At 68.4% G+C, this 19,151-nt stretch carries 19 protein-coding genes; 9 read left to right on the top strand and 10 right to left on the bottom strand.

The window, feature by feature from the left end:
* Positions 1 to 101: 101 nt before the first annotated feature.
* The 5 genes from FRCN3DRAFT_RS0203395 to FRCN3DRAFT_RS0203375 form a co-directional block, all read right to left on the bottom strand.
* A complete protein-coding gene (locus FRCN3DRAFT_RS0203395; RefSeq protein WP_007508794.1) occupies positions 102 to 1,316 on the bottom strand; it encodes a hypothetical protein in 1,215 nt (404 codons plus the stop codon).
* A 55-nt stretch (positions 1,317 to 1,371) separates the two neighbouring features.
* The gene (locus FRCN3DRAFT_RS42425) at positions 1,372 to 1,551 is read right to left on the bottom strand and encodes a CBS domain-containing protein (RefSeq protein WP_051466118.1); all 180 of its coding nucleotides are present in this window, start codon (positions 1,549 to 1,551) and stop codon (positions 1,372 to 1,374) included.
* A 273-nt stretch (positions 1,552 to 1,824) separates the two neighbouring features.
* A complete protein-coding gene (locus tag FRCN3DRAFT_RS0203385) occupies positions 1,825 to 3,036 on the bottom strand; it encodes a PP2C family protein-serine/threonine phosphatase (protein ID WP_232793903.1) in 1,212 nt (403 codons plus the stop codon).
* A 96-nt stretch (positions 3,037 to 3,132) separates the two neighbouring features.
* Entirely contained in the window at positions 3,133 to 3,543 is a 411-nt protein-coding gene (locus FRCN3DRAFT_RS0203380) for an ATP-binding protein (RefSeq protein ID WP_007508799.1), read from the bottom strand.
* A gap of 139 nt (positions 3,544 to 3,682) precedes the next feature.
* Entirely contained in the window at positions 3,683 to 4,096 is a 414-nt protein-coding gene (locus tag FRCN3DRAFT_RS0203375; RefSeq protein WP_007508801.1) for a winged helix-turn-helix transcriptional regulator, read from the bottom strand.
* Between the two features lie 67 nt (positions 4,097 to 4,163).
* Between FRCN3DRAFT_RS0203375 and FRCN3DRAFT_RS0203370 the strand changes: the two genes are divergently transcribed.
* Complete coding sequence (locus FRCN3DRAFT_RS0203370; protein ID WP_007508803.1) at positions 4,164 to 4,592, top strand: hypothetical protein; 429 nt, start codon at positions 4,164 to 4,166, stop codon at positions 4,590 to 4,592.
* A gap of 73 nt (positions 4,593 to 4,665) precedes the next feature.
* Here FRCN3DRAFT_RS0203370 and FRCN3DRAFT_RS0203365 read toward each other — a convergent pair whose 3' ends face one another.
* Positions 4,666 to 5,262, bottom strand: coding sequence for a TIGR03086 family metal-binding protein (locus FRCN3DRAFT_RS0203365; RefSeq protein WP_007508805.1), 597 nt, complete (start codon positions 5,260 to 5,262; stop codon positions 4,666 to 4,668).
* Positions 5,263 to 5,438: 176 nt separating this feature from the next.
* Here FRCN3DRAFT_RS0203365 and FRCN3DRAFT_RS0203360 point away from each other — a divergent pair, with 176 nt between their 5' ends.
* Complete coding sequence (locus FRCN3DRAFT_RS0203360; protein WP_007508808.1) at positions 5,439 to 6,350, top strand: LysR family transcriptional regulator; 912 nt, start codon at positions 5,439 to 5,441, stop codon at positions 6,348 to 6,350.
* A gap of 586 nt (positions 6,351 to 6,936) precedes the next feature.
* On the opposite strand, the gene FRCN3DRAFT_RS0203355 is transcribed toward FRCN3DRAFT_RS0203360, so the two are convergent.
* The gene (locus tag FRCN3DRAFT_RS0203355) at positions 6,937 to 7,266 is read right to left on the bottom strand and encodes a hypothetical protein (RefSeq protein ID WP_131803349.1); all 330 of its coding nucleotides are present in this window, start codon (positions 7,264 to 7,266) and stop codon (positions 6,937 to 6,939) included.
* A 586-nt stretch (positions 7,267 to 7,852) separates the two neighbouring features.
* Here FRCN3DRAFT_RS0203355 and FRCN3DRAFT_RS0203350 point away from each other — a divergent pair.
* Positions 7,853 to 8,143, top strand: coding sequence for a hypothetical protein (locus tag FRCN3DRAFT_RS0203350; protein WP_007508811.1), 291 nt, complete (start codon positions 7,853 to 7,855; stop codon positions 8,141 to 8,143).
* A gap of 320 nt (positions 8,144 to 8,463) precedes the next feature.
* Here FRCN3DRAFT_RS0203350 and FRCN3DRAFT_RS0203345 read toward each other — a convergent pair whose 3' ends face one another.
* Both FRCN3DRAFT_RS0203345 and FRCN3DRAFT_RS0203335 read right to left on the bottom strand, forming a co-directional pair.
* Positions 8,464 to 9,414 carry a spirocyclase AveC family protein gene (locus FRCN3DRAFT_RS0203345; RefSeq protein ID WP_007508813.1) on the bottom strand — a complete coding sequence of 317 codons (951 nt, stop codon included), beginning with the start codon at positions 9,412 to 9,414 and terminating at the stop codon, positions 8,464 to 8,466.
* 121 nt (positions 9,415 to 9,535) lie between these two features.
* Entirely contained in the window at positions 9,536 to 9,832 is a 297-nt protein-coding gene (locus FRCN3DRAFT_RS0203335) for a cytochrome P450 family protein (protein WP_027140203.1), read from the bottom strand.
* 425 nt (positions 9,833 to 10,257) lie between these two features.
* On the opposite strand from FRCN3DRAFT_RS0203335, the gene FRCN3DRAFT_RS0203330 reads away from it, so the two are divergent.
* The 5 genes from FRCN3DRAFT_RS0203330 (at position 10,258) to FRCN3DRAFT_RS0203310 (ending at position 16,087) form a co-directional block, all read left to right on the top strand.
* Positions 10,258 to 11,370: an ABC transporter substrate-binding protein gene (locus tag FRCN3DRAFT_RS0203330; protein WP_007508820.1), complete on the top strand. Its 1,113-nt coding sequence runs from the start codon at positions 10,258 to 10,260 to the stop codon at positions 11,368 to 11,370.
* Positions 11,371 to 11,384: 14 nt separating this feature from the next.
* Positions 11,385 to 11,693, top strand: coding sequence for a hypothetical protein (locus tag FRCN3DRAFT_RS54765; protein ID WP_007508822.1), 309 nt, complete (start codon positions 11,385 to 11,387; stop codon positions 11,691 to 11,693).
* 108 nt (positions 11,694 to 11,801) lie between these two features.
* Positions 11,802 to 12,722 carry an SDR family NAD(P)-dependent oxidoreductase gene (locus tag FRCN3DRAFT_RS0203320; protein WP_232793902.1) on the top strand — a complete coding sequence of 307 codons (921 nt, stop codon included), beginning with the start codon at positions 11,802 to 11,804 and terminating at the stop codon, positions 12,720 to 12,722.
* A 191-nt stretch (positions 12,723 to 12,913) separates the two neighbouring features.
* Positions 12,914 to 14,200 (top strand): cytochrome P450, encoded by a 1,287-nt coding sequence (locus FRCN3DRAFT_RS0203315; protein ID WP_007508826.1) that lies wholly within the window; start codon positions 12,914 to 12,916, stop codon positions 14,198 to 14,200.
* 636 nt (positions 14,201 to 14,836) lie between these two features.
* Positions 14,837 to 16,087: a TetR/AcrR family transcriptional regulator gene (locus FRCN3DRAFT_RS0203310; RefSeq protein ID WP_007508827.1), complete on the top strand. Its 1,251-nt coding sequence runs from the start codon at positions 14,837 to 14,839 to the stop codon at positions 16,085 to 16,087.
* On the opposite strand, the gene FRCN3DRAFT_RS42420 is transcribed toward FRCN3DRAFT_RS0203310, so the two are convergent.
* Positions 16,068 to 16,463 (bottom strand): hypothetical protein, encoded by a 396-nt coding sequence (locus FRCN3DRAFT_RS42420; protein WP_198535932.1) that lies wholly within the window; start codon positions 16,461 to 16,463, stop codon positions 16,068 to 16,070. The genes FRCN3DRAFT_RS0203310 and FRCN3DRAFT_RS42420 overlap by 20 nt on opposite strands.
* Positions 16,464 to 16,832: 369 nt before the next feature.
* On the opposite strand from FRCN3DRAFT_RS42420, the gene FRCN3DRAFT_RS0203300 reads away from it, so the two are divergent.
* Positions 16,833 to 19,103 carry an MMPL family transporter gene (locus FRCN3DRAFT_RS0203300; protein ID WP_007508829.1) on the top strand — a complete coding sequence of 757 codons (2,271 nt, stop codon included), beginning with the start codon at positions 16,833 to 16,835 and terminating at the stop codon, positions 19,101 to 19,103.
* The last annotated feature ends 48 nt before the right edge of the window (positions 19,104 to 19,151 follow it).

Genomic DNA, 19,151 nt, shown 5'->3' with positions numbered 1-19,151 from the left:
AGTCCTCTCGGGAGCTGGATGTCCGACGTGTCCGCCCGCCCGGGGGGGCGGTTGCGCCTGGCGGGCGGGCAAACGCGTCGCCAGTGAATGGAAGCGGCCTGTCAGCGGGAGCGGGTGAAGGCGTCGCCGCGCAGCCGTTCGACCGGGTGCGGGCCTTCCGTCTCGATCCGGTAGTCCGTCCCAAAACCAGCGCGATGCTCGTCGATGACCTGCTCGCTGGGCACACCGCCCGTGTTGACCGTCGCGAGACGCTCCTGGAAGCGCTTGTGCGAATCCATCACGTAACCGGTCCCGAGACTGGTCAGGTCGATCTGGGTCGCCAGGACGTCGCGGACATAGGCCTTGTTCGGTTCGAACACCACCGGCTCGGGCAGCTCGACCGGCAGCACCTCGGCCGGATCCCGTCCGTCGTAGCGCTTCATCAGCTCGCAGGCGACCCGCAGCTGCTCGATCTCCATCCCCAGATGCAGGTTCCACAGGTCGCGGATCCGAGGATGCGTCTCCTGCGCGGCGAAGGAGTAGTACATGTAGCACTCGTTGTACTCGTGCAGGGCCAGCTGCTCGAACCAGCTCTCAGCCGGGTCCAGCATCGACTCGTACTGCGTGACGTGCTCCTCCTCGACCATGCCGATCTCGGCATAGAGGCCACGGGCCAACGGCTCCATGTACCGGTTGCCGATCGTCATGTAGAAGTTCATCGTCTGCTGCTCGGCCGCCGTGATCGTCAACGCGTGCAGCCGGCTGCGCGGATCCGCCGTGTGCTTGTCGTAGTGCTTGCGGATGTTGTCCCGCGGATCCCGGTGCTCGTTCGCCGTCGGCCGGCCCGGCATGACCTCGGTGAGCCGGCGCACCACGCCCTCGGCCTGCTTGCCCTCCAGCAGCTCGTAGAGGTTGGCGTACCGGTACAGGTGGTCGAAGTCCTCCAGCAGGCCGAAGTCGTAGGTCTGCTTCAGATAGGGGTCCGGCTCGGAGCGGGCCAACCACGCCGTCAGGTCCACGGCCTCCTGCTCGTAGCCGAGCGTCACCTCCAGCGTGGTCTCCTCGCCCGGAATCAGCCAGTTCACCGCCTTCTGCTGCTGCTGCTCGATCGCCCGGGTCTCGGCCAGCGCCGCCTTCACCTCGGGCACGTCGATGTGCCGGTTGAACTGGTGGCTGAAGAACACAGCCTCCACTTCGAGGCCGTTCATGGCGATCACCCGGCACCGGGTGTACGGGTCGACGTCGGCCTTGTCATACGGCTCGACGTTCAGCTCGGACCAGTTCCGCACCTGGTCGTCGAGCGAAATGCCCTTCTCCTGCAAGGGATTGAAACCCATCAGGTCCTCCCGTGGCGGCCGCCCTTAGGTTGGACATACCAGGGCGACCTGGTAGTCAGCGGTTGCCGGGCATCGCACTGACCTGGCCGAGCACCGACTCCTCATCGCCCTCGACCGCCAGATCGCCAAGACTGACGACGCCGACCGGAGCCGCCCCCTTCACGACCGGAAGCCGTCGCACGGCGCGAAGCCGCCTCAGCTCGGCAGCGTCGTCGATCAGAGTCTCCGGTGTCACCCGTGACCGGTTTTCGCGTCGTCATCTCGGCCGCAGTGCCAGCCATCAGGGGTCTCCCCCCATCCGGATCCGCCCATCCCCCTGCCCCGGGACATGCGGACAAACCGTCGGAGCGCGAGAACCGCCAAGCCCCAGGCCTCCGCGTTGCCTCCCCGCCGTGACCGATTCATCCCCAGGCCGCCGCCAGGGCGACCGAACGGCGTCCGCCAGACGAGCCAGATACACGGCTCGGCGCGGGTGATGCGCCGTCCTAGGGGCCGCTGGCCGCTCGGATCAGATCCTGGTGTTGCGGTCGTGGCCTCCCGGCCACTCGACGAACACCACGGTCGCGTCGTCCTGAAGCCGGCCGTGGTGGTGGTCGAGCAGCGCCCGCATCAGTCGGCGCAGGGTCTCGGAGACCACGAGACCATCGGCGTGATGGCGCACGACGAAGTCCACGAACCGGCCGAGCCCGAACTCGCGGCCGGACGCGTCGCGCGCCTCGGTGACGCCGTCGGTGTAGAGCAGCAGCCGGTCGCCGGGCTCGAGGTGCTCCCGGCACAGGGTCGCGGGCAGGCCGAGATCGGTGCCCAGCGGGTGCGCGGCCGGGCAGAGCAGCTCGCTGATCCACCGGCCGCCGCGCACGACCACCGGCGGGTGGTGGCCGTGGTTGATCCACGTCAGCAGCCCGGTGGTGGTGTCGAGGTCGGCGATGATCCCGGTGACGTAGCTGGTGGCGTCGAATTGGTCGAGCAGGACCCGTTCGATCTCCCGGCTGATCGTGACGAGATCGGCGCCCGCCCGGCGGTGGCTGCGGCACGCGGCGACCGCCAGGTTGGCGGCAAGCCCCGCGGTGGTGTCGTGACCCATCGCGTCGAACACGGCCAGGTGCAGGACATCCCCGGCCACGGCGTAGTCGAACGCGTCACCGCCGAACTCGTACGCCGGCTCCATCGCGGCACCGACGACGACATCCCGAGTGGCGAACGACGTCTGCGGCATCAGCTGCCACTGCATCTCCGCGGCGACCGTCATCGGCCGTGTGCGTACCAGCCGGGCATAGGAGTCACTGACCCCCCGCTTGCTGACCAGGAGCAGGCCTGTGAGCGCCGCCAGGTCACGCAGCGCCCGCTCTGCGTCGGTGTCACCGGGTCTCAGTCCGGCGCGCAGCACGCCAAGCCGTTCGGTCCCGTCCAGAATGGGCGCCCAGTGGACCACGGCCCCCGTGTCGCCGACGGGCGCGCCGGTCAGCGTCCGGACATCCCGGAACGCCCGCCCGGGTAGCGTGCCGTCGACCCGGAACCGCTCCCCACCCTCACCGGCGTCCAGCCCACGGCCGGTCAGTTCCCGCAGCACCTCGCCACGCAGGTCCGACACGTAGATCCCAAGCCGGTCCAGCCCCACGGCCGCGGCGTGCTCGGCCATCATGTCCGGCAGCTGCTCGAGGGCCGCCAGCCGGCCCAGGTCCAGCAGCACGCCGAGCATGCGGCTCTCCCCATCCCGCACCGATATCACCCGCCGTCAGCAATCGATTCGTCTCACCGATTGATCTTTCCGGCCGGGGCCAGTCAGAACCCTCCGATGAGGACTCCCACCGACGGCCTAGCCTGATCGCGCCAGGTGGAACCAGACCGTCTTGCCATCCCCGGCGATCGGCTCCGCGCCCCAGTCACGGGCCAGGCTGTCCACCAGGTGCAGCCCTCGCCCGCCCAGCGCGCCGCTGTCGACCTGCTGCACCCGCGGCAACCGGCTGTCCGGGTCCTCAACTCCTACCCACAGCGTCGCCACCGTCGCGCGCACCTCCACCACGGGCTCACCATGGCCGTGCAGCACGGCGTTGGTGACCAGCTCGCTGGTCAGCAGAAGGACCAGGTCGGCCAGCTCGTCATCGACCCCCAGCCGGCGCAGGACCGGGCCGAGGCGAACCCTCGCCTGGCCCGGCGACCGCGCGCTGGCGGGAAGGCTGAACCGCTCCACCGGTGCCGCGTCGACCCACTCTGGTCCATGAACCATGGCGGTCCCATTTCACGGGACGAACGACATTAAACCGACGGCAACCGGGACAGCCCGGCATACGAAGCGTTGCCAAGTCCGTGTTGTCGGTCGACCCGGGTGGCACGGAGGGGATCCGCCCGTGGCCGAACGGCCACATTCAGACCTGCGGCCCGGCTGCGGATGTGTGCGCCGACGTTCTGGTCCCGACTGTGCCCGCGGCCTCGCGTGGGCCGTCAGCGAGGCCGGCACCCCAGACGGCGAGCGCGTCCACGACGGGCCCCAGCCGTCGGCCGGTCTCGGTCAGCCGGTACTCCACCCGCGGCGGGATCTCGGCGTAGACCGTGCGTGTCACCAGACCGCCGCCCTCCAGCTCTCGGAGGCGGTCTGTGAGCGTCTTCGGACTGATGCCAACCAGCGAGGCCCGCAGCTCGGAGAACCGTCGAACCCCACCGAGCAGGTCCCGGATGATCAGCATGGTCCACTTGCCGTCGAGCACCCGGACGGCTCGGGCGATCGGACAGGTCTCGTCCTCACAGCTGGCCGCCGCAGCGTCCTGCCTTGTCAGCGCCATTGGTTCATTTTCTGATACTGCTTCACTATTTGACAACCCAGTCTGGGTCGTCCGTACGGTCCCGCCCATGACAGTGACGACCATGCTCGAACGAACCGACACAGCCAGCACGCCGTTGCGTGTCAGCCTCCTCGTCATCGGCGCCTCGCAGCTCGGCTTCGGGGCGCTCTTCCTGCTGGTGCCGTCGATCGCGCGGCACCTGTTCGGCCTGACACCAGACGCGCCCGCCTGGGCGCACTGGCTCAACGTGATGCTGGCGGCACGGTTCCTCGGCTACGCAGCCGGCATGTTCGTCGCATCGCGGGCGCCACGCCGCCACGTCGCCTGGATCAACACGATGATCTTCGTCCAGCTGGTCGACTGGGTGGCCACGCTGTACTACCTGTCCACCGGCGATCTCACCTTCCGCCAGGTGAGCACAGCCTGCGCCCTGCCCGTCGTGTTCATCGCGCCGTTGTTGTGGTGGCACCCGCGCCGGGACGGCGCACGTGCGTAGCACCTACGCCCTGCTGAGACCGCCACGAGCACCGCGGCAGTCGCGCTGGTTGACCGCGTCGGCTTGCCGTCGGTCACCGAGCGGCGTCGGAGAGCGGGTCGCGGCCGAGGAACGCCATCAGTCGCTGCGTAGGGTTCGCGTCCGCGGGGGCCGGGATCTCCGGCTGGAACAGGCTGTGGTCGTCGCCGGCGCGCAGCGTCGGGACGTACCGGCGGGCGACGTCGTCGGCGTGCGCGAGCAGGTCGCCTGGCAGTTCGCGAACCGGTCGGTTGGTGGCGAGCGTGAGGTCCCAGGCGTGCACGACGGTCGCGAACGCGCTGATCGCGAGCATCTCACCGGCTGGCAGCGGGCCGAGGATCGTGGTCAGCTCGCGTTCCGGGTCGGCCAGGTCGGCCCACGCGGCCTGCGATCGGGTAACGGCCCGCTTCGCCGCGCCGGCCGGGTCGTCGCCGAGCAGGTCGGTGCCGGAGAACATCATCTCGGCGGTCGGTGCTGGGCCGCCGTCCACCGTGGAGGCGAAGATCTCGATGCCGGCGAGTGTGTGGCTGACGAGGGCACGAACGTCCCAGCCTGCGCACGGGGTGGGACGGGCGAGCTCGTCGCGAGTGAACGACCCGATCAGCTCGACCAACCGATGCTCGGCGGCCACGAGGATGTCGTACGAGGTCATGACGGCTCCCAAGCCATAGGTAATGGTTTTCTTCGACGACGCCCGGACCTACGCTGGACCGGACCCCTGTGCCAGCGTCGAGATATCGGCTGGCCAGCAATGAAGCTAGGCTCCGTCGGCCTGGGCCGGTAGCCGCGACCTCGGAATGGAGCCATAACAGCCATGAATGAGCAGTCGTGAACCTGGCGCACCTGAGGTACGCCAGGGCGGTCGTCCGGGAGGGGTCGTTCAGCGCCGCCGCGCGGGCCTGCGCGGTCACCCAGCCGGCGTTGTCCAACGGGATCGCCGCGCTGGAACGGACGCTCGGTGGCCGGCTGTTCGACCGAACCACCCGTGGCACGAGCCTGACCTCGTTCGGGAAGCGGATGCTGCCGCTGGTCGACGCCGCGGTCCAGGCGCTGGATGCCGTCCGGGCGGAGGCCCGGCTGGCCGCGGTGGAGGGACCCCGGCCGCTGCGGGTCGGCGTGTCGACGCTGGTGGACCGCGACCTGCTGGGCCGCGCCGTCGAGGTCGCCGGGACGGAGCTGGTACTGCGGGCGGCCCCGATGGCGCAGCTGCACCGCGAGCTCGCCGACTCCGCGCTCGACCTGGTCCTGGTGCCCGCGGTCAGCCCGCCGAACCTGGCCGCGCCCGAGGCCGCGCGAGCCACGGTGGCCCGGGTGCCGATCGTGTTCCTGCCCACCGCCGGTGGTGGCGCGGACCGAGACGCCGGCGGGGCGATCGAGCTGCGAGAGACCACAAGGGTGCCGCTGATCCTGCCGACGGACAGCTGCGGCCTGGCGCCCTTCACCCGCGAGCTGTTCGCCGCAGCCGGCATCCCGTTGCCCTGCTACCCGGGGAAGGCCGACGACTGTCGCGTCGTCCAGGACTGGGTCACCCTCGGCCTGGGCTCCGCGCTGCTGCCAGGCAGCAAGGTGACAGACAGCGTTCCGGTCCGGTCGGTGGTGCTGGACGGCACGCCGATCGCCATCGACTACGAGGCACGCTGGCTGCCCGACTCACCGGCTCGCGCCGAGATCGCGCGCATCGTTCGAACGCTCGGCGGCCCGGCGGCCGGTAAGCCCGAACCCACGCAGGGGGCCACGTAGCTGACCGATCCGCGCGCCGCGTACCCGACGGCGGCGCCGCCGCGCACCACACCGATGACCTGGTCCTGCGCGCGCCGCCTGGCCCGCCCGCGGTGCAGCAGCACCCTGTTTCTACGAAAACATCAACTACGGGGGTGGACGATGACGGCTCACAGCCAGTCGTCGTACGTCGGTAACAGCGACAACGACCGGGCCGACCAGTTCCAGGCCCTGTGATCCAGGCGCTCCCGTCACGGCTGGGCGGGCCGCAGGGCACCGTGCCCGGTCAGCCTGGATGACAGCGGCGCTGCCCGGCCGGGCCGGGCCGGGCCCGGCCAGTTTCCGTTTCAACGTGGGGGTGCAGGGATGTCGGTGTGCGTGGCGTCGAGGTAGGTGGTGGCGGCGTGAGGCCGGGTGCTTTCAGGCTTGGGACCCTCGGACAGATGGATCCGGGCCCTGCCTGAGCGGAAACGGACGGACGCCCGCCGGCAGCGCTGGCGGGCGTCCGATTCGGATCAGCTCGGCGGACGCTGACACGGGGCGCGCGCTCCGAACTGGTCAGCGGCCGTCCCCGTGATGAACGCGCGCGGCTCCTCCGAGCGAGCGATCAGGCGTAGTAGACCCTGATGAGTCCATCGAGGCCGGCGCCGAAGGGCACACCGTTCACGTAGTAGAGGAGGGACGAGTAGATGTAGGTCCCGGTCGAACTGGGGGCGTGGACGACACTCGAGCACCAGGCGCCGTTGGGCGCCGCACCGATGGTGCCGGTGATCCCGAGATCTTGCGCGTCCTGGCTCCTGCCAACCTTGCCGATCACGCCGGTCTTGCTGTTCGCCCGGAGGTTGCGGAACTGGATCAGGAGGTCGGCGCCGTCTCCGGACCTCTTGGCCCACAGGACGACCTCTGCTGCCGTGTCGACCCTGCCATCCCAGGACATTGGATACATCGGATGCCACGGCGACCCGTCAGCGTTCTTCCTCACCTCGGACCAGCCACCCGTCAGGACCTTGCCGCAGTATCCGTCGGCCGACGCAGGAGCAGCGGCCAGCATCGACGCCCCGAAGGCAGTCGCCAGTGCCACCCCGACGGCCGCCAGTCGCCTGAATCTCATTGGACCCCTCTTCGCTCGTGGTTGATGCGGTAAACGGAGGCGGGAGCGAGTCCGGTGGGCCGACGTGGCCGAGGGTCGCGAACACCACAGGACCCACAACCACGGCTTGCCGAAAATCCGGAGCTCCTCGATGTGACGCACTGGATCCAGGAGAAGGCTCGCCGGCCGTGGCCATGTCGTCCCGGGCCCCCGCCGGGCGAGCTTAGCGGGATCTAAGTGGAATATCTACCGAATAGCGGGGATCTGACTACTGCCCTCCGACCGCCAGACGGGCTGCTAAGACGTTCCCGCCTCACCGGTGGCTGAGGTCGTCTCGTTTCTCCTGGTCAAAGGACCGGGACCCCGGATTCGAAGAAGGGAGCCGCCTCGCGAACCGGGCGGCGTCTCGGGTGGTCCGGTGTGGAAGTCCTTCATGAGGTCGACGAGAAAGATCGACCAGTGCTGCCCCGCGGAAGTCCCGCGGGGCTTGCTCTCCACCGACTCCGTGCTGTCGGTGGCGTTCTCGCCGGACGGCTACACCCTCGCCGCCGGCAGCCTTGCCGGCAAGATCTGGCTGTGGCGGCTAAGGGAGCCCGTTCCCGATGCTCCCTGCCAACCGGCCTTCGAACCGGGCCACGCAATGTTCACGACTGGCTTGGCTGGAAGGCAGGACGTCAGCCAAGCGCGCGGACGGCTGTGGACAGCGGTGGAGCAGGGCGGATGAAGTCGAGCCCATGACCAGCATCGGCGGACATCCACGGACATCGGCGGAGCACAGGTCGAGGCCCTCGTAATCCCTTGGCCGCGAGGGCGATACACGCTGTGTCACGCCGCCCGAATCCACAGATACTGGTGTGGCCAACCGGGTAGGTCAGCCGGCAGGCTGGAGCGGACGGCGTCCGCCTACCTCGAATCTATTGGTGAAACGGAAGCTGCCGCGGAATTCGTAGAGAAGGCAATCAGGCTCGCTGTCGAGACTGGAGTTGATTATTTTCCGGAGCGCATTCGTGGAAACGCCGCCCGTGCTTCGGAGCGAAGGAGGTCCTATCTCGGCTGTACGCCACGCAGGTACTTCGAGGCGGACGACGCCTCCGCGCCCACCGACGTCGCCGCCGAGGCACGTGGTCTCGCGGCCTGGGCGCGAGTGCTTCCGGCACAGACCGCTCCCGATCCCGAGCAGGTGGCAGGCCGCCCGCCTCCTGCTCCGCCGTGCAGGGGCTGGTTCAACACGCCGGGGAAGAGCTCGGTCGTCGGTCCCTCGGTCACGTCGCCGTTCAGCTTGGTGACGAGGTGGGGTGCGAACACCGCGCCATACAGCAGGTTGCCGAGCAGAACTACGGAGACGGCGGACAACGTGACCGCGCGGGCGCGGGTCTTCGTCCTCCGCTGGGCCCAGGTGTCGATGATCGTGCGGCCTTCGGCGTCGGTCCGGCCGAGGAGGTAGGTGAAGACCATCATCTGCACGCCCATCGCGAGGGCGTCGTACAGGGGGTACTGGTGCTTGGTCCCCGCGAACATCGCGAGACCTGGGATGACGCGGCCGTAGTAGAAGACGCCGGCGCGGACACCGAAGACGCCGTTGAAGAGCAGGGCCCAGATGTAGCCGACGACGAGCCCGACGGTGAGGAGGCCGACCGGTCGTCGCCACCCGAACCGCGCGCGCAGCCGCCGCTCGACCGCCACCCCGATGAGCGCGGGCAGCACGAAGTACTCGATGTAGCCCAAGGGCACCGACGCTGGCAGCCCGCCCCACGTCATGTTCAGCGGCCACCACGAAGGCATGCGCGGCAAGGCGGGTGCGAACTGCGCGTACATCGCCCAGTCATACGGCGCCTCGATCCAGGAGAACGAGATCGCGGAGACGCACAGGAGCAGGAGCGGGTGCAGGCGCCGGCGGCGGACGGTGAGGTAGGTGCCGATCGCGAGGAACGCCGCGCCGCCGGCGTAGGCGAACACCTGGCCGAACACGAGCGCCGGCGTCAGCCCGTCGTTCACCGGTCATGCCCTGACGTCGGCGGGCGCCGCATTTCGGGGTCGAAGCGCAGCACCACGAAGTAGATGAGCGCGACGAGGGCGAACAGTGTGCCGAGCATGATGAGCGCGCCCACGTCGCCCCTCAGCCCAGCCGGGCGGGCAGCGCGGCCCGGCCCCGGTCGCTCGACGTGCCCGCGGTGCGGGCCCTCTCGTTGTCGGTCTCCCATTCGTGCCAGTGCGTCATGACCTCCCCGAGCGAGACGCGCCCCTTGATCCAGGCCAGCGTCACGCCGACGTGTAAGTACGGGCCCTTGCCGGAGCTCCGGTGATGGTTCACCGGACGGTGGAGGTCGATCCGGTCGGGGCCGTCGAGCGCCCGCTCGTCCCGGTTCGCCGTGTCGTTGATGATCAGCATGTTTGCGGGATCCGCGTCGGCCACGACATTCCGAGCTCCGTTCGTTGGACCGAAAATTTGGTCCGAAGGCTAGCAGGCCCGGCCCGGTGACGGCGACCGCTTGTCAACCGGTGGCGAACTCGCTCGCGCAAAGAGGGGCGAAGGGTGACGGTCGAGGGATGTCGCGGTCGACGGGTGGCGGCGACGCGCGTCACGGGGCGTGGCTGTCTCGCCGGGCCCGGCGCTCCGTGAGAGCCGCCACGGCGGCCATGGACACACCATCCGATGAGAACTAATATTTGGTAACTCGGTCGAGGCACCAGCCCGTTCGCCGCGCGGCGCGGTCCCGCGTCCAACGGGCCTGACGAACCAGCCGACAGATCAGGGTGGGCCGCCCCCCGCATCGCGCGACGAACAACCAGACGACGAGCGCACGCGCCAGCCGCCTGCGCGTCAGCGAAGGAGGACCGGTGTCGTACGAGAGCAGCGCGGAGCCGATCAAGCTTGGCTACCTGTTCGACTTCCGCCTTCCGGACGGCTACCCGCGGGAGCGGCGGGACGACCTGACGCAGACCTTCGAGCTGGTCTTCGAGGAAGGCCGCAGGCAGGGGCTCATCGACCGGCCGGTGGAGATCGTGTTCCGGGAGGTGGAGGGCCTGCCGAAGGGCTCCGTCAAGGCGGTGATCGACGCCTATGGCGAGCTCGTCGACGAGGGATGTCTGGCGGTCTTCGGCCCCGCCATCACCGACAACTGCGTTCCGACCCGGGAGGCGATCGAGCAGCGTTTCCACGTGCCGGCGATCAGTGTGACCGGGACGGACGACTGGTTGGGCGAGTGGACGTTCTCGCTTCCGCAGGGCTCACTGACCGACGAGCCGATCTTCTGGGCTCACCTGCTTGCGAAGGGCGGCCACACCGCGGTGGGCTGCCTCATCGAGCAGTCATTGGTCGGCGAGTCCTACATCAGGAACTTCCGCAAGGCCTGCGCCGCGGCGGGTATCCGCATCGTTGCCGAGGAGTGGACCGCTCAGACCGCCCAGGACGTCCAGGCGGGAATCCGCAAGATCCATGAGGCGAAGGCGGAAGCGCTCGTGCACTGCGGCTTCGGCTTCGGTGTCGTCTTCATCAATCCGGCGCTGACGGCGCTCGACTGGGATCCGCCCCGCTTCATGGGGACCGCATTCCAGAACGCCTGGATCAACGACGTCATGTGGCAGGCGATCCTCGGCTGGACCGGCCTCGACCAGTACGACGAGGGAAACCTCGTCGGCCAGCGTTTCCTCGACCAGTACGCGGCCGCCTATGGCCGGCGGCCGGAGTGGTGCGTGCCGGTGGTCAACCGCGACCTCGCCACCGTGCTGCTGCACGCGTTCGCCGATGCCCATCCGCTGAGCCCACGCGGCGTCAAGGAGGCCCTCGAGCGGGTCAAGATGGTGCCCGCGGCGTCCGGCGCCCCGGGGACCCGTCTGTCGTTCGGCAAGTGGACCCGCCGCGGCTGGATGGGGGCCGGCTACCTCGTCGCTCGCCGGCTGGATCCGGACGGCGTGAACTCGCACCTCGTCGACCGCTTCGGCCAGGACTGAGCGCCGCCGTCAGCATGCCGGCGCGATTCCCCGACCCGGACCGGTACGACATCCACCGCACGGACCGACCTGGGCTACGCGAGCTGTACACGGCGGAGTGCCGCGCGCATGGCCGCGAGCCCGGGATCGCGCAGTTCCCGGACCGTGCCGCGCCCACCGCGGTCTTCGTCGCCGACGACGTGGACAGCGCCTGGGACGAGCTGGGTGCTTACCTGCTCCATGATGCGACGACGGCCGCGGCCTACCGGATCCTGACTCCGAGACAGGCAACCGACGCCCGCGCGCACCTGCGGCCGCCGTCCGAGAATCTAAGGCCGACTTGAGGAGAGAGCATGACCGCACGTCCCCTTCGGGTCGCTGCCTCGCCATGCCCTCGGCTGACAGCGCCGGTGGGTCCGGCCGCGATGGGTGGCCACGGTGGGGAGGTCGTGGTGTCTGAAGCGCGCAGTGTCGTCGTCACGGGCGCCTCGCGAGGTCTGGGGCTGGCGTCGGCCACCTACCTTCACCGGCGGGGATGGCACGTCGTCGCCGCCATGCGGTCACCCGACGCCGGACTCGCGCGACTGCGGGAGGCCACCGGCGCCGACGAGGACGACCCGCGTCTGACCTGCGTGCGGCTGGACCTGGATGACCCGGGGTCCATCATGGCCGCCGGCCGGGCGATCGAGAACGCGGTGGGCGCCCCGGACGCCGTCGTACACAACGCGGGCGTCGCGTGCGCGGGGTGTGTCGAGGAGACACCGGCGGACGTGTGGCTCCAGACCTTCACGACCAATCTCTTCGGGCCGGTGCGGCTCACCCAGGCGCTGCTGCCTGCCATGCGGACCGCGGGGCGCGGACGGATCGTCGTCGTGTCCAGCGTGGGCGGCGTTCGGGGAATCCCGACGATCAGTGCCTACTCGGCGGCCAAGGGCGCGTCCGAACGGTGGGCGGAGGCTCTCGCGGGGGAGGTGGCTCCCTTCGGCATCGGCGTCACCATTCTGGTGACCGGAACCTTCAGGACCGACATCCTCGAGAAGACCCGCACCTACGCTGACACCGACGGTCCCTACGCGGTGCACCACGCCGCGCTGGACCAGTGCGGGCCTCGGATGATGCGCCTGGCGAAACCACCCGAGCGTTTCGCGCGGGCGTTGGCGCGAGCGCTGGAGGAAAGTGCGCCACTCGCCCGCCGCGCCGTGGGCACCGACGCGCGCATGGTGCTCCTGGCCAGCCGGCTGATGCCGACCCGGCTCTACCGGGCGGTGACTGGCAGGGCGATGGGCGTCCCGCGGCCCGGCGCACTTCGTGACCATCCCGTCCGCCTGAAGCCTCTGACGGTGCCGTCCGGCCAGAGCGAGCAGGACGCCTGACACCCCCACGAATCTCTACCCGTCGCGGGTGCCGGTGACGGCGAACACGTCGCCGGGACCAGCCCGCCGGACCCATCCATATGCGACGCGCCCGGCTCATCGAGTCCATCGGGCGCAAGGTGCCAGGTGCTCGCGGTCACCCCGCAGGCGCACTGTCGCGGGCCAGTCGCCCGCCAGGAGAGGAGAGACAAATGAGAGGCGCGCCGGCCTCCCCTTTCGAGGGCGTCGACTTCTTCTCGGACCCGTCGATCGTCGACGATCCGTACCCCTACTTCGAGTTCCTCCGTACCGAGAAGGGGCCGGTGTGGCTCGAGCCGAACCACGGGGTCGTCGTCGTCACCGGCCACGACGAGGCGATGGAGGTGTACCGGGACGCGGAGCTGTTCTCCTCCTGCAACTCGCCGACCGGCCCCTTTCCCGGCCTACCCGCCATGCCGGACGGCGACGACGCGGGAGAGCTGATCGAGCAGTCCCGTGAGCAGATGCCCATGCACGAGTTCATGGTCACCATGGACCCGCCACGGCACAGCGCCTACCGCGGCCTGCTGGCCGGTCTGTTCACGCCGCGGCGCCTGCGGGAGAACGAGGCCTTCATGTGGCGGCTGGCCGACGTCCAACTGGACCGCTTCGTCTCCCGTGGTCGGTGCGAGTTCGTACGGGACTACGCCGGGCCGTTCGCGGGACTCGTCATCGCAGACCTGCTCGGCGTGCCCGAACAGGACATGGCCCGGTTCAGGAAGGGCTTCGAGAGGACCTCGATCTCGGTGGTGACAGAGAGTCCGGAGGCGCTCGTCGACAACCCCCTGGCGTTCATCGAGGGTGCCTTCGCGGACTACGTGGAGGACCGCCGGAAGAACCCGCGTGACGACATCCTGACGCACCTCGCCACGGCGCGTTTCTCCGACGGGTCACGACCCGATGTGGCCGTCCTCGCCCGGGAGGCGTCCTTCGTCTTCGCGGCCGGCCAGGAGACGACCGTCCGGCTGATGGCCTTCGCGATGCGCCACCTGGCGGAGCACCCCGACGTGCAGCGGCTGCTGCGCGAGCAGCGCGACCTGATCCCGGTCTTCGTCGAGGAAATGCTCCGGCTGGAAAGCCCGATCAAGAGCCACTTCAGGATGGCGCGGCGGCGCACCCGGCTGGCTGGAGTCGACGTCCCCGCCGGAGCGACGATCATGCTCCTGCCCGGCGCGTCGAACCGGGACCCGCGGCGGTTCGAGGAACCGGACCGATTCTCCCTCGACCGGAACAACGTGCGCGAGCAGGTCGCGTTCGGGCGCGGCGCGCACAGCTGCATCGGCCAGCCACTGGCCCGCGCGGAGACCAGGGTCACCCTGGAGCGGGTGCTCGACCGGATGGCGGACATCAGACTGTCCGAGGCCGAGCACGGCCCGGCCGGCGCCCGCCGGTTCCAGTACCTGCCGACCTTCGTGTTCCGCGGGTTGGACGCCATCCACGTCGACTTCCAGCCGTTGTGACGTACCGCGCCAGGTCCAGCGGCGGCCGACGACTTTAGGTCGGACCTACATCCTTCAAGGAAGACGAGCGCGGTTTAGACGTCGACAGGAGAGGTGGTGCCGGCTGGACCTCCCACACTTCCCGACATCCTGGTGATGGTTTCACCTCGAGCCCTTCGCGAAGTCGACGCTGTCCTCCTAGCTGGTAGTACCAGCTACATCTTGACTGGGGTCGGCATCGACTGGCTGGCGGCGCGAGTATTTCTTGGCCGGGTGAGGTCGGGGCCATGGGCGGAACGGCATCCGCCGGCTCGCTCTTCGTCGTCGGATATCTCGTGTACCCGCCGTTCAACGTGCCGATTCGGTCGCAACGGCTCAGGAGCCTGGTGCTCGCCTTACCCGGTTCTCCGGGCCGATCCGTAAGGCCAGCCATCTTCGCCCGCCGTTGCCCGTGCTCCTCTACGAGGCCTTCATTGATGCAAGGGTCACGATGCTCTGCCATCGGAACGGACGGTGCCGACCTACCGCTCTGGCATGGGATGCGGGTCGGCTGCCTGGCCGAGGCGAGCGACCACACGTCAACGATGGGCAGCAGGTGCCGCGGTGTCAGGTACCGTAATAGATTGAAGTAGGAGGAAGTCGTCGGAGGGGCACTCGGTGAGCAATGAATCGCGGAAGGACGCGATCCTCGACGCCGCGGCGAAGATCTTCGCGGAGTCAGGTGTCCGCGCATCACTCAAGACCATCGCGGACGCCTGCGGGATCCTTCCCGGAAGTCTCTACCACCACTTCGACTCCAAAGAGGCAATAATCGTCGAGCTGCTCGAGCGCTTCCACGAGGATCTCGCCCGGATCGCGGCCGAGGCGCTCGACGGAGAATCGGGCGAGCAGGAGCCCGACGAAGCGATCATCACCCTCTCCACCGCGATTGCGCACTGCGCCATCCGGCATCGCGCCGCGCTCCTCCTCAGCTATTTCGAACCCCCCGCGAGCGCACGTCCGGAGCTACGAGAGGCAACAGGCCGCACCCCGCTGCCCATTCAGTCCGCGATGTCGAGGACTCTGCGCTCCGCCCAGGACCGGGGCTATATTCGGGCGAACCTGGACGCCGAGATGTTGGCCGACCGCGTCTGCCAGAGCATGCTCCACGTCGGCATCGGCGTCTACCACAGGACACGGGACGGCCGTCGGGTTCCAGAACTGAAGTGTCGAATCATCCTCGATGGGCTCGCCGTCGACCCGCGTGACGGCGAATTCTCAACAGACAGTGCGGCGCACCGGACGGCGGAACGATTCATCGAGGAATGGGAAGCCACGGAGTCCGAACCGGCTGGCCGGGAGGCACTCATTCGCCGTGCGGCCCGCTCCGAGTTCGCGAAACGCGGCTTCGACGCGACCACGATGCGCGACGTCGCCGCCGCCGCGGGACTGGGTTCGGCGGCCCTGTACCGCGTCTTCGACTCCAAAGAAGAGCTGCTCGGAACGATCATGCGATCATATGCCTCCTCCGTAGCCAACGGATGGAACCAGGTCATGCGCACGGCGGCATCACCAATCGAAAAGCTGGACAGCCTGCTGTGGTTCGCCATCAACGTCCTCGACCGTTTCCACGAGGAGCACCGGATTCAGGCCCTGTCCCTCCAGCAGGCACCGCCGTCGACGGTACAGCTGTCACTGTCGTTCCCCGCGATGCTCAAGCAGGTCAGGCTCCTGCTCGCGGCCGGTGACGACGCGGGTCAGTTCAAGCTGGCGGACTGGCCGACCGACCTGCGTGCCCGGTCGGTGTTCTCGCTCCTATGGACCCCCGAAAACATCGTTCATGAGCTGGGCACCAAAGGCGCACGCGAACTCGCTCGCGACACCGTGCTACGTGGCATCGCCCTGCCCATCAGCCATGTTCGTCGGTGAGATCACGCTCCAACACGCGCCCGAGGCGCCCGAGAATGCTCACCGGCGGCCTGCCCGAGGATGGCGAGTACCTCCAACGGAGGGCTTCTTCGAGAGCGCTGCTGGTGTCGTAGATGGTGGTCGAGGGCCAAGGAGGTCTGTCGGGGCGTTGCCAGGTGAGATGCACCAGGGCCCAACCGCCGGTTGCCAACTCGATGGCGATGTCGTCCGCGGCGTCTGAGCGGGCAATGACCTGGAAAGACTGGCGATGTAGCGGGTGGCCGGCGGCGACCTCCTCGCGAAGCTCCTTCGCCATGGCTTCACGCTGCCGATGCTCGGTAGGTCCGCCTCCGCGGAGGTCCCACCACGGATCGACGAATACAGGCTGTTCGTTCACGGAGCCATCCTTACGCAGCCACACGCCTGACCAGCTATGTGGTTCGCGGTTTGTACCGCATTTGATTCGATATCGAATTCGGTCGAGGTTTTCCTGGCGCGCGTGGGCCGGCGTGCGGTCACCGTCCGTGACGGCTGCCAGAGCGTGCAGCCGGGTCGGGCATCGTCGTCAGCCGCCAGGCCATGGTGTGTCGCGGACCACATTGGATGAAGGTGCGTGGGCGGAGCGTCCAGCGGCCGACGGGATGCTTGTCACTTCTGCCGTTCCAGACTTCAGTGGGCTGAGAGCGTGTGTGAGACTGCGATTGATTCAGAACCGGCCGTCGCTGCCTGACGTTCGCCGGTTGCCAGACGCTGAGCAGGAGTGCTGTTGAAAGGGATCGCGGAGTTCGCTGTCCGGCGCCGGTGGTTTGTGGTCGTCGGTTGGGTTGTCTTTGTCATCGCGGTGCAGGCCATCGCCGGCGCGATGGGTGGGGCATCCTACAAGGACACGTTCAGCCTTCCGCACACGGAGACCGCGTCGGTCGCGAACCTGCTGAAGGACGCGGGCCTGAACAACCAGAACGGCGCGGCGGGCACGGTCGTGCTCAAGGACAGGGCCGGAGCGTTCACCGCGGCGCCCTCTCAGCTGCAACCGGCTCTGGTCAAGCTGTGCGGCTCGGGCAATCACGTGGCTTTGATCGCGACGCCGTGGCAGTCGATCGACTGCTCGAAGAGTGGCGCGGCAGGTCCGGGAAACCCGACGTTGCTCAACAGCTCCCGCGGCTCCACCACGGCTCTGGTCACCGTCACCTGGGAAAATGATCACTACGACGCCGCCCTGTTCAAGAACGTCTATGACGACCTGAAGACCCTGAACAGCGACCAGCTGCAGGTCGAGTTCACCGGTGACGCCTTCCAGGGCATTGGGCAGAGCAGTGGCTCGGGCAGCTCGGTGCTCATCGGGTTCCTCGCCGCGCTCATCATCCTGGCGATCGTGTTTCGTACCGTCGCCGCGACGGTGCTGCCGCTGGCCAGCGCGGTGGCCGCGCTCGTCAGTGGCCTTGGCGTCATCTACATCCTTACCCACGCCATCAACGTGTCCAATATCACTCCGTACCTGGCGGAGTTGATGGTGATCGGCGTCGGTGTGGACTACGCGCTATTCATCGTCACCCGGCATCGCCGGAACCTGCGGCGCGGAATGCCCGTCACCGAGTCCATCGTCAGCGCGATCAACACCTCCGGTCGCGCGGTGCTATTCGCCGGCTCGACCGTGTGCATCGCCATCCTTGGCCTCATCGCTCTCGGAGTGAGCTTCTTCAACGGCATGGCAGTGGCAACTGCGCTCGCGGTCGGGTTTACCATGATCGCTTCGCTCACCTTGCTGCCCGCGCTGCTCAGCCTGTTCGGACTGAAGGTGCTGCCCCGCCGGCACCGGGCGGCCGTGCGGGCGGGCCAGTTCATCGACGACCAGCCGGTGGGGCTCTGGGCTCGGTGGTCGCAGTTCGTCGCCCGAAACCGCATTCCGGTCGCGATCGTCGCGGGCGCGGTGATGATTGTCATCGCTCTGCCCTTCTTGTCGCTCCAGCTGGGCGCCAGCGACCAGGGCAGCGATCCGAAGGATTCCACCACCCGCACGGGCTACGACCTGATCTCCGCCGACTTCGGCGTTGGTTACAACTCCGCCCTTGAAGCCGTCGTGAGTGGCCCTGGTGCCTCGGAACCGGCTTACCTGGAGCGCGTGTCGAAGGCTCTGGCGGCCGTCCCGGGCGTCGACCCAGGCAGCCTGGGCACGAGCCCGCTGACCAAGGACGTCGCGTTCGTGACGTTCAAGACGACGACGTCGCCGCAGTCGGAGAAGACCTACACACTGGTCCGGCACCTGCGCTCGACCGTTCTCCCGCCGTTGTACGACGGTACGGCCAACCGCATCTACACCTACGGTGGCACGGCCATCAATGTGGACTTCGCAACCGTGCTGGGGCGCAAGATGCCGCTGTTCATCACGGTCGTGGTTGGCCTGTCATTCATACTGCTGCTCATCGCGTTCCGCAGCCTGGTCATCCCGGCCACCGCCGCGGTGATGAACCTGCTGGCCGCGGGGGGTTCGTTCGGTCTGGCTGTGGCAATCTTCCAGTACGGCTGGCTCTCCGACAGCATGGGCGCCGGACCGGGTGGACCGATTGACGCCTGGATGCCGGTCATGCTGTTCGCCATCCTGTTCGGCCTGTCAATGGACTACCAGGTGTTCCTCGTCAGCCGTATGCACGAGGAATGGGTGCACACCCGCGACAACAAGCGATCGGTGACGATCGGTCAGGCCGAGACCGGTGGCATCATCACCGCCGCGGCGTTGATCATGATCGCCGTCTTCCTCGGTTTCCTCCTCAGCCCGGGCCGGCCGATCAAGATCTTTGGCACCGGTCTGGCGTCGGCCGTGTTCCTCGACGCGTTCATCCTGAGGACGATGCTCGTACCCGCGCTGATGAACATCTTCGGCAGGGCCAACTGGTACCTCCCGAAATGGCTCGACCGAGTCACGCCACATTTCTCTGTGGAACCGGCCGCCGAGGCTGTCCCCGTGGCGGCGGGCGCCGGCTCGTCCGACGGCGGCCGGCCCGAGGACGAACAGGAGCTGGTCCGTACCGGGCATCCGTAGGCGGGGGGCGCTCGGCGCTTCGGAGGATGTCGCTGGCTCGTCGAAGGA

The sequence above is a fragment of the Pseudofrankia saprophytica genome (assembly GCF_000235425.2).
Classification (GTDB): Bacteria; Actinomycetota; Actinomycetes; order Frankiales; family Frankiaceae; genus Pseudofrankia; species Pseudofrankia saprophytica.
The sequence above is the reverse complement of the archived record's forward strand: the minus strand, read 5'-3'. Positions and strand labels throughout refer to the sequence as shown.

Excerpts from the sequence above, each read along its gene's own strand:
- FRCN3DRAFT_RS0203375 (WP_007508801.1), bottom strand. The coding sequence starts at position 4,096 with ATGGCGCTGACAAGGCAGGACGCTGCGGCGGCCAGCTGTGAGGACGAG.
- FRCN3DRAFT_RS0203315 (WP_007508826.1), top strand. The coding sequence starts at position 12,914 with ATGAGAGGCGCGCCGGCCTCCCCTTTCGAGGGCGTCGACTTCTTCTCG.
- FRCN3DRAFT_RS54765 (WP_007508822.1), top strand. The coding sequence starts at position 11,385 with ATGCCGGCGCGATTCCCCGACCCGGACCGGTACGACATCCACCGCACG.
- FRCN3DRAFT_RS0203380 (WP_007508799.1), bottom strand. The coding sequence starts at position 3,543 with ATGGTTCATGGACCAGAGTGGGTCGACGCGGCACCGGTGGAGCGGTTC.
- FRCN3DRAFT_RS0203365 (WP_007508805.1), bottom strand. The coding sequence starts at position 5,262 with ATGACCTCGTACGACATCCTCGTGGCCGCCGAGCATCGGTTGGTCGAG.
- FRCN3DRAFT_RS0203370 (WP_007508803.1), top strand. The coding sequence starts at position 4,164 with ATGACAGTGACGACCATGCTCGAACGAACCGACACAGCCAGCACGCCG.
- FRCN3DRAFT_RS0203355 (WP_131803349.1), bottom strand. The coding sequence starts at position 7,266 with ATGTCCTGGGATGGCAGGGTCGACACGGCAGCAGAGGTCGTCCTGTGG.
- FRCN3DRAFT_RS0203395 (WP_007508794.1), bottom strand. The coding sequence starts at position 1,316 with ATGGGTTTCAATCCCTTGCAGGAGAAGGGCATTTCGCTCGACGACCAG.
- FRCN3DRAFT_RS0203350 (WP_007508811.1), top strand. The coding sequence starts at position 7,853 with ATGAGGTCGACGAGAAAGATCGACCAGTGCTGCCCCGCGGAAGTCCCG.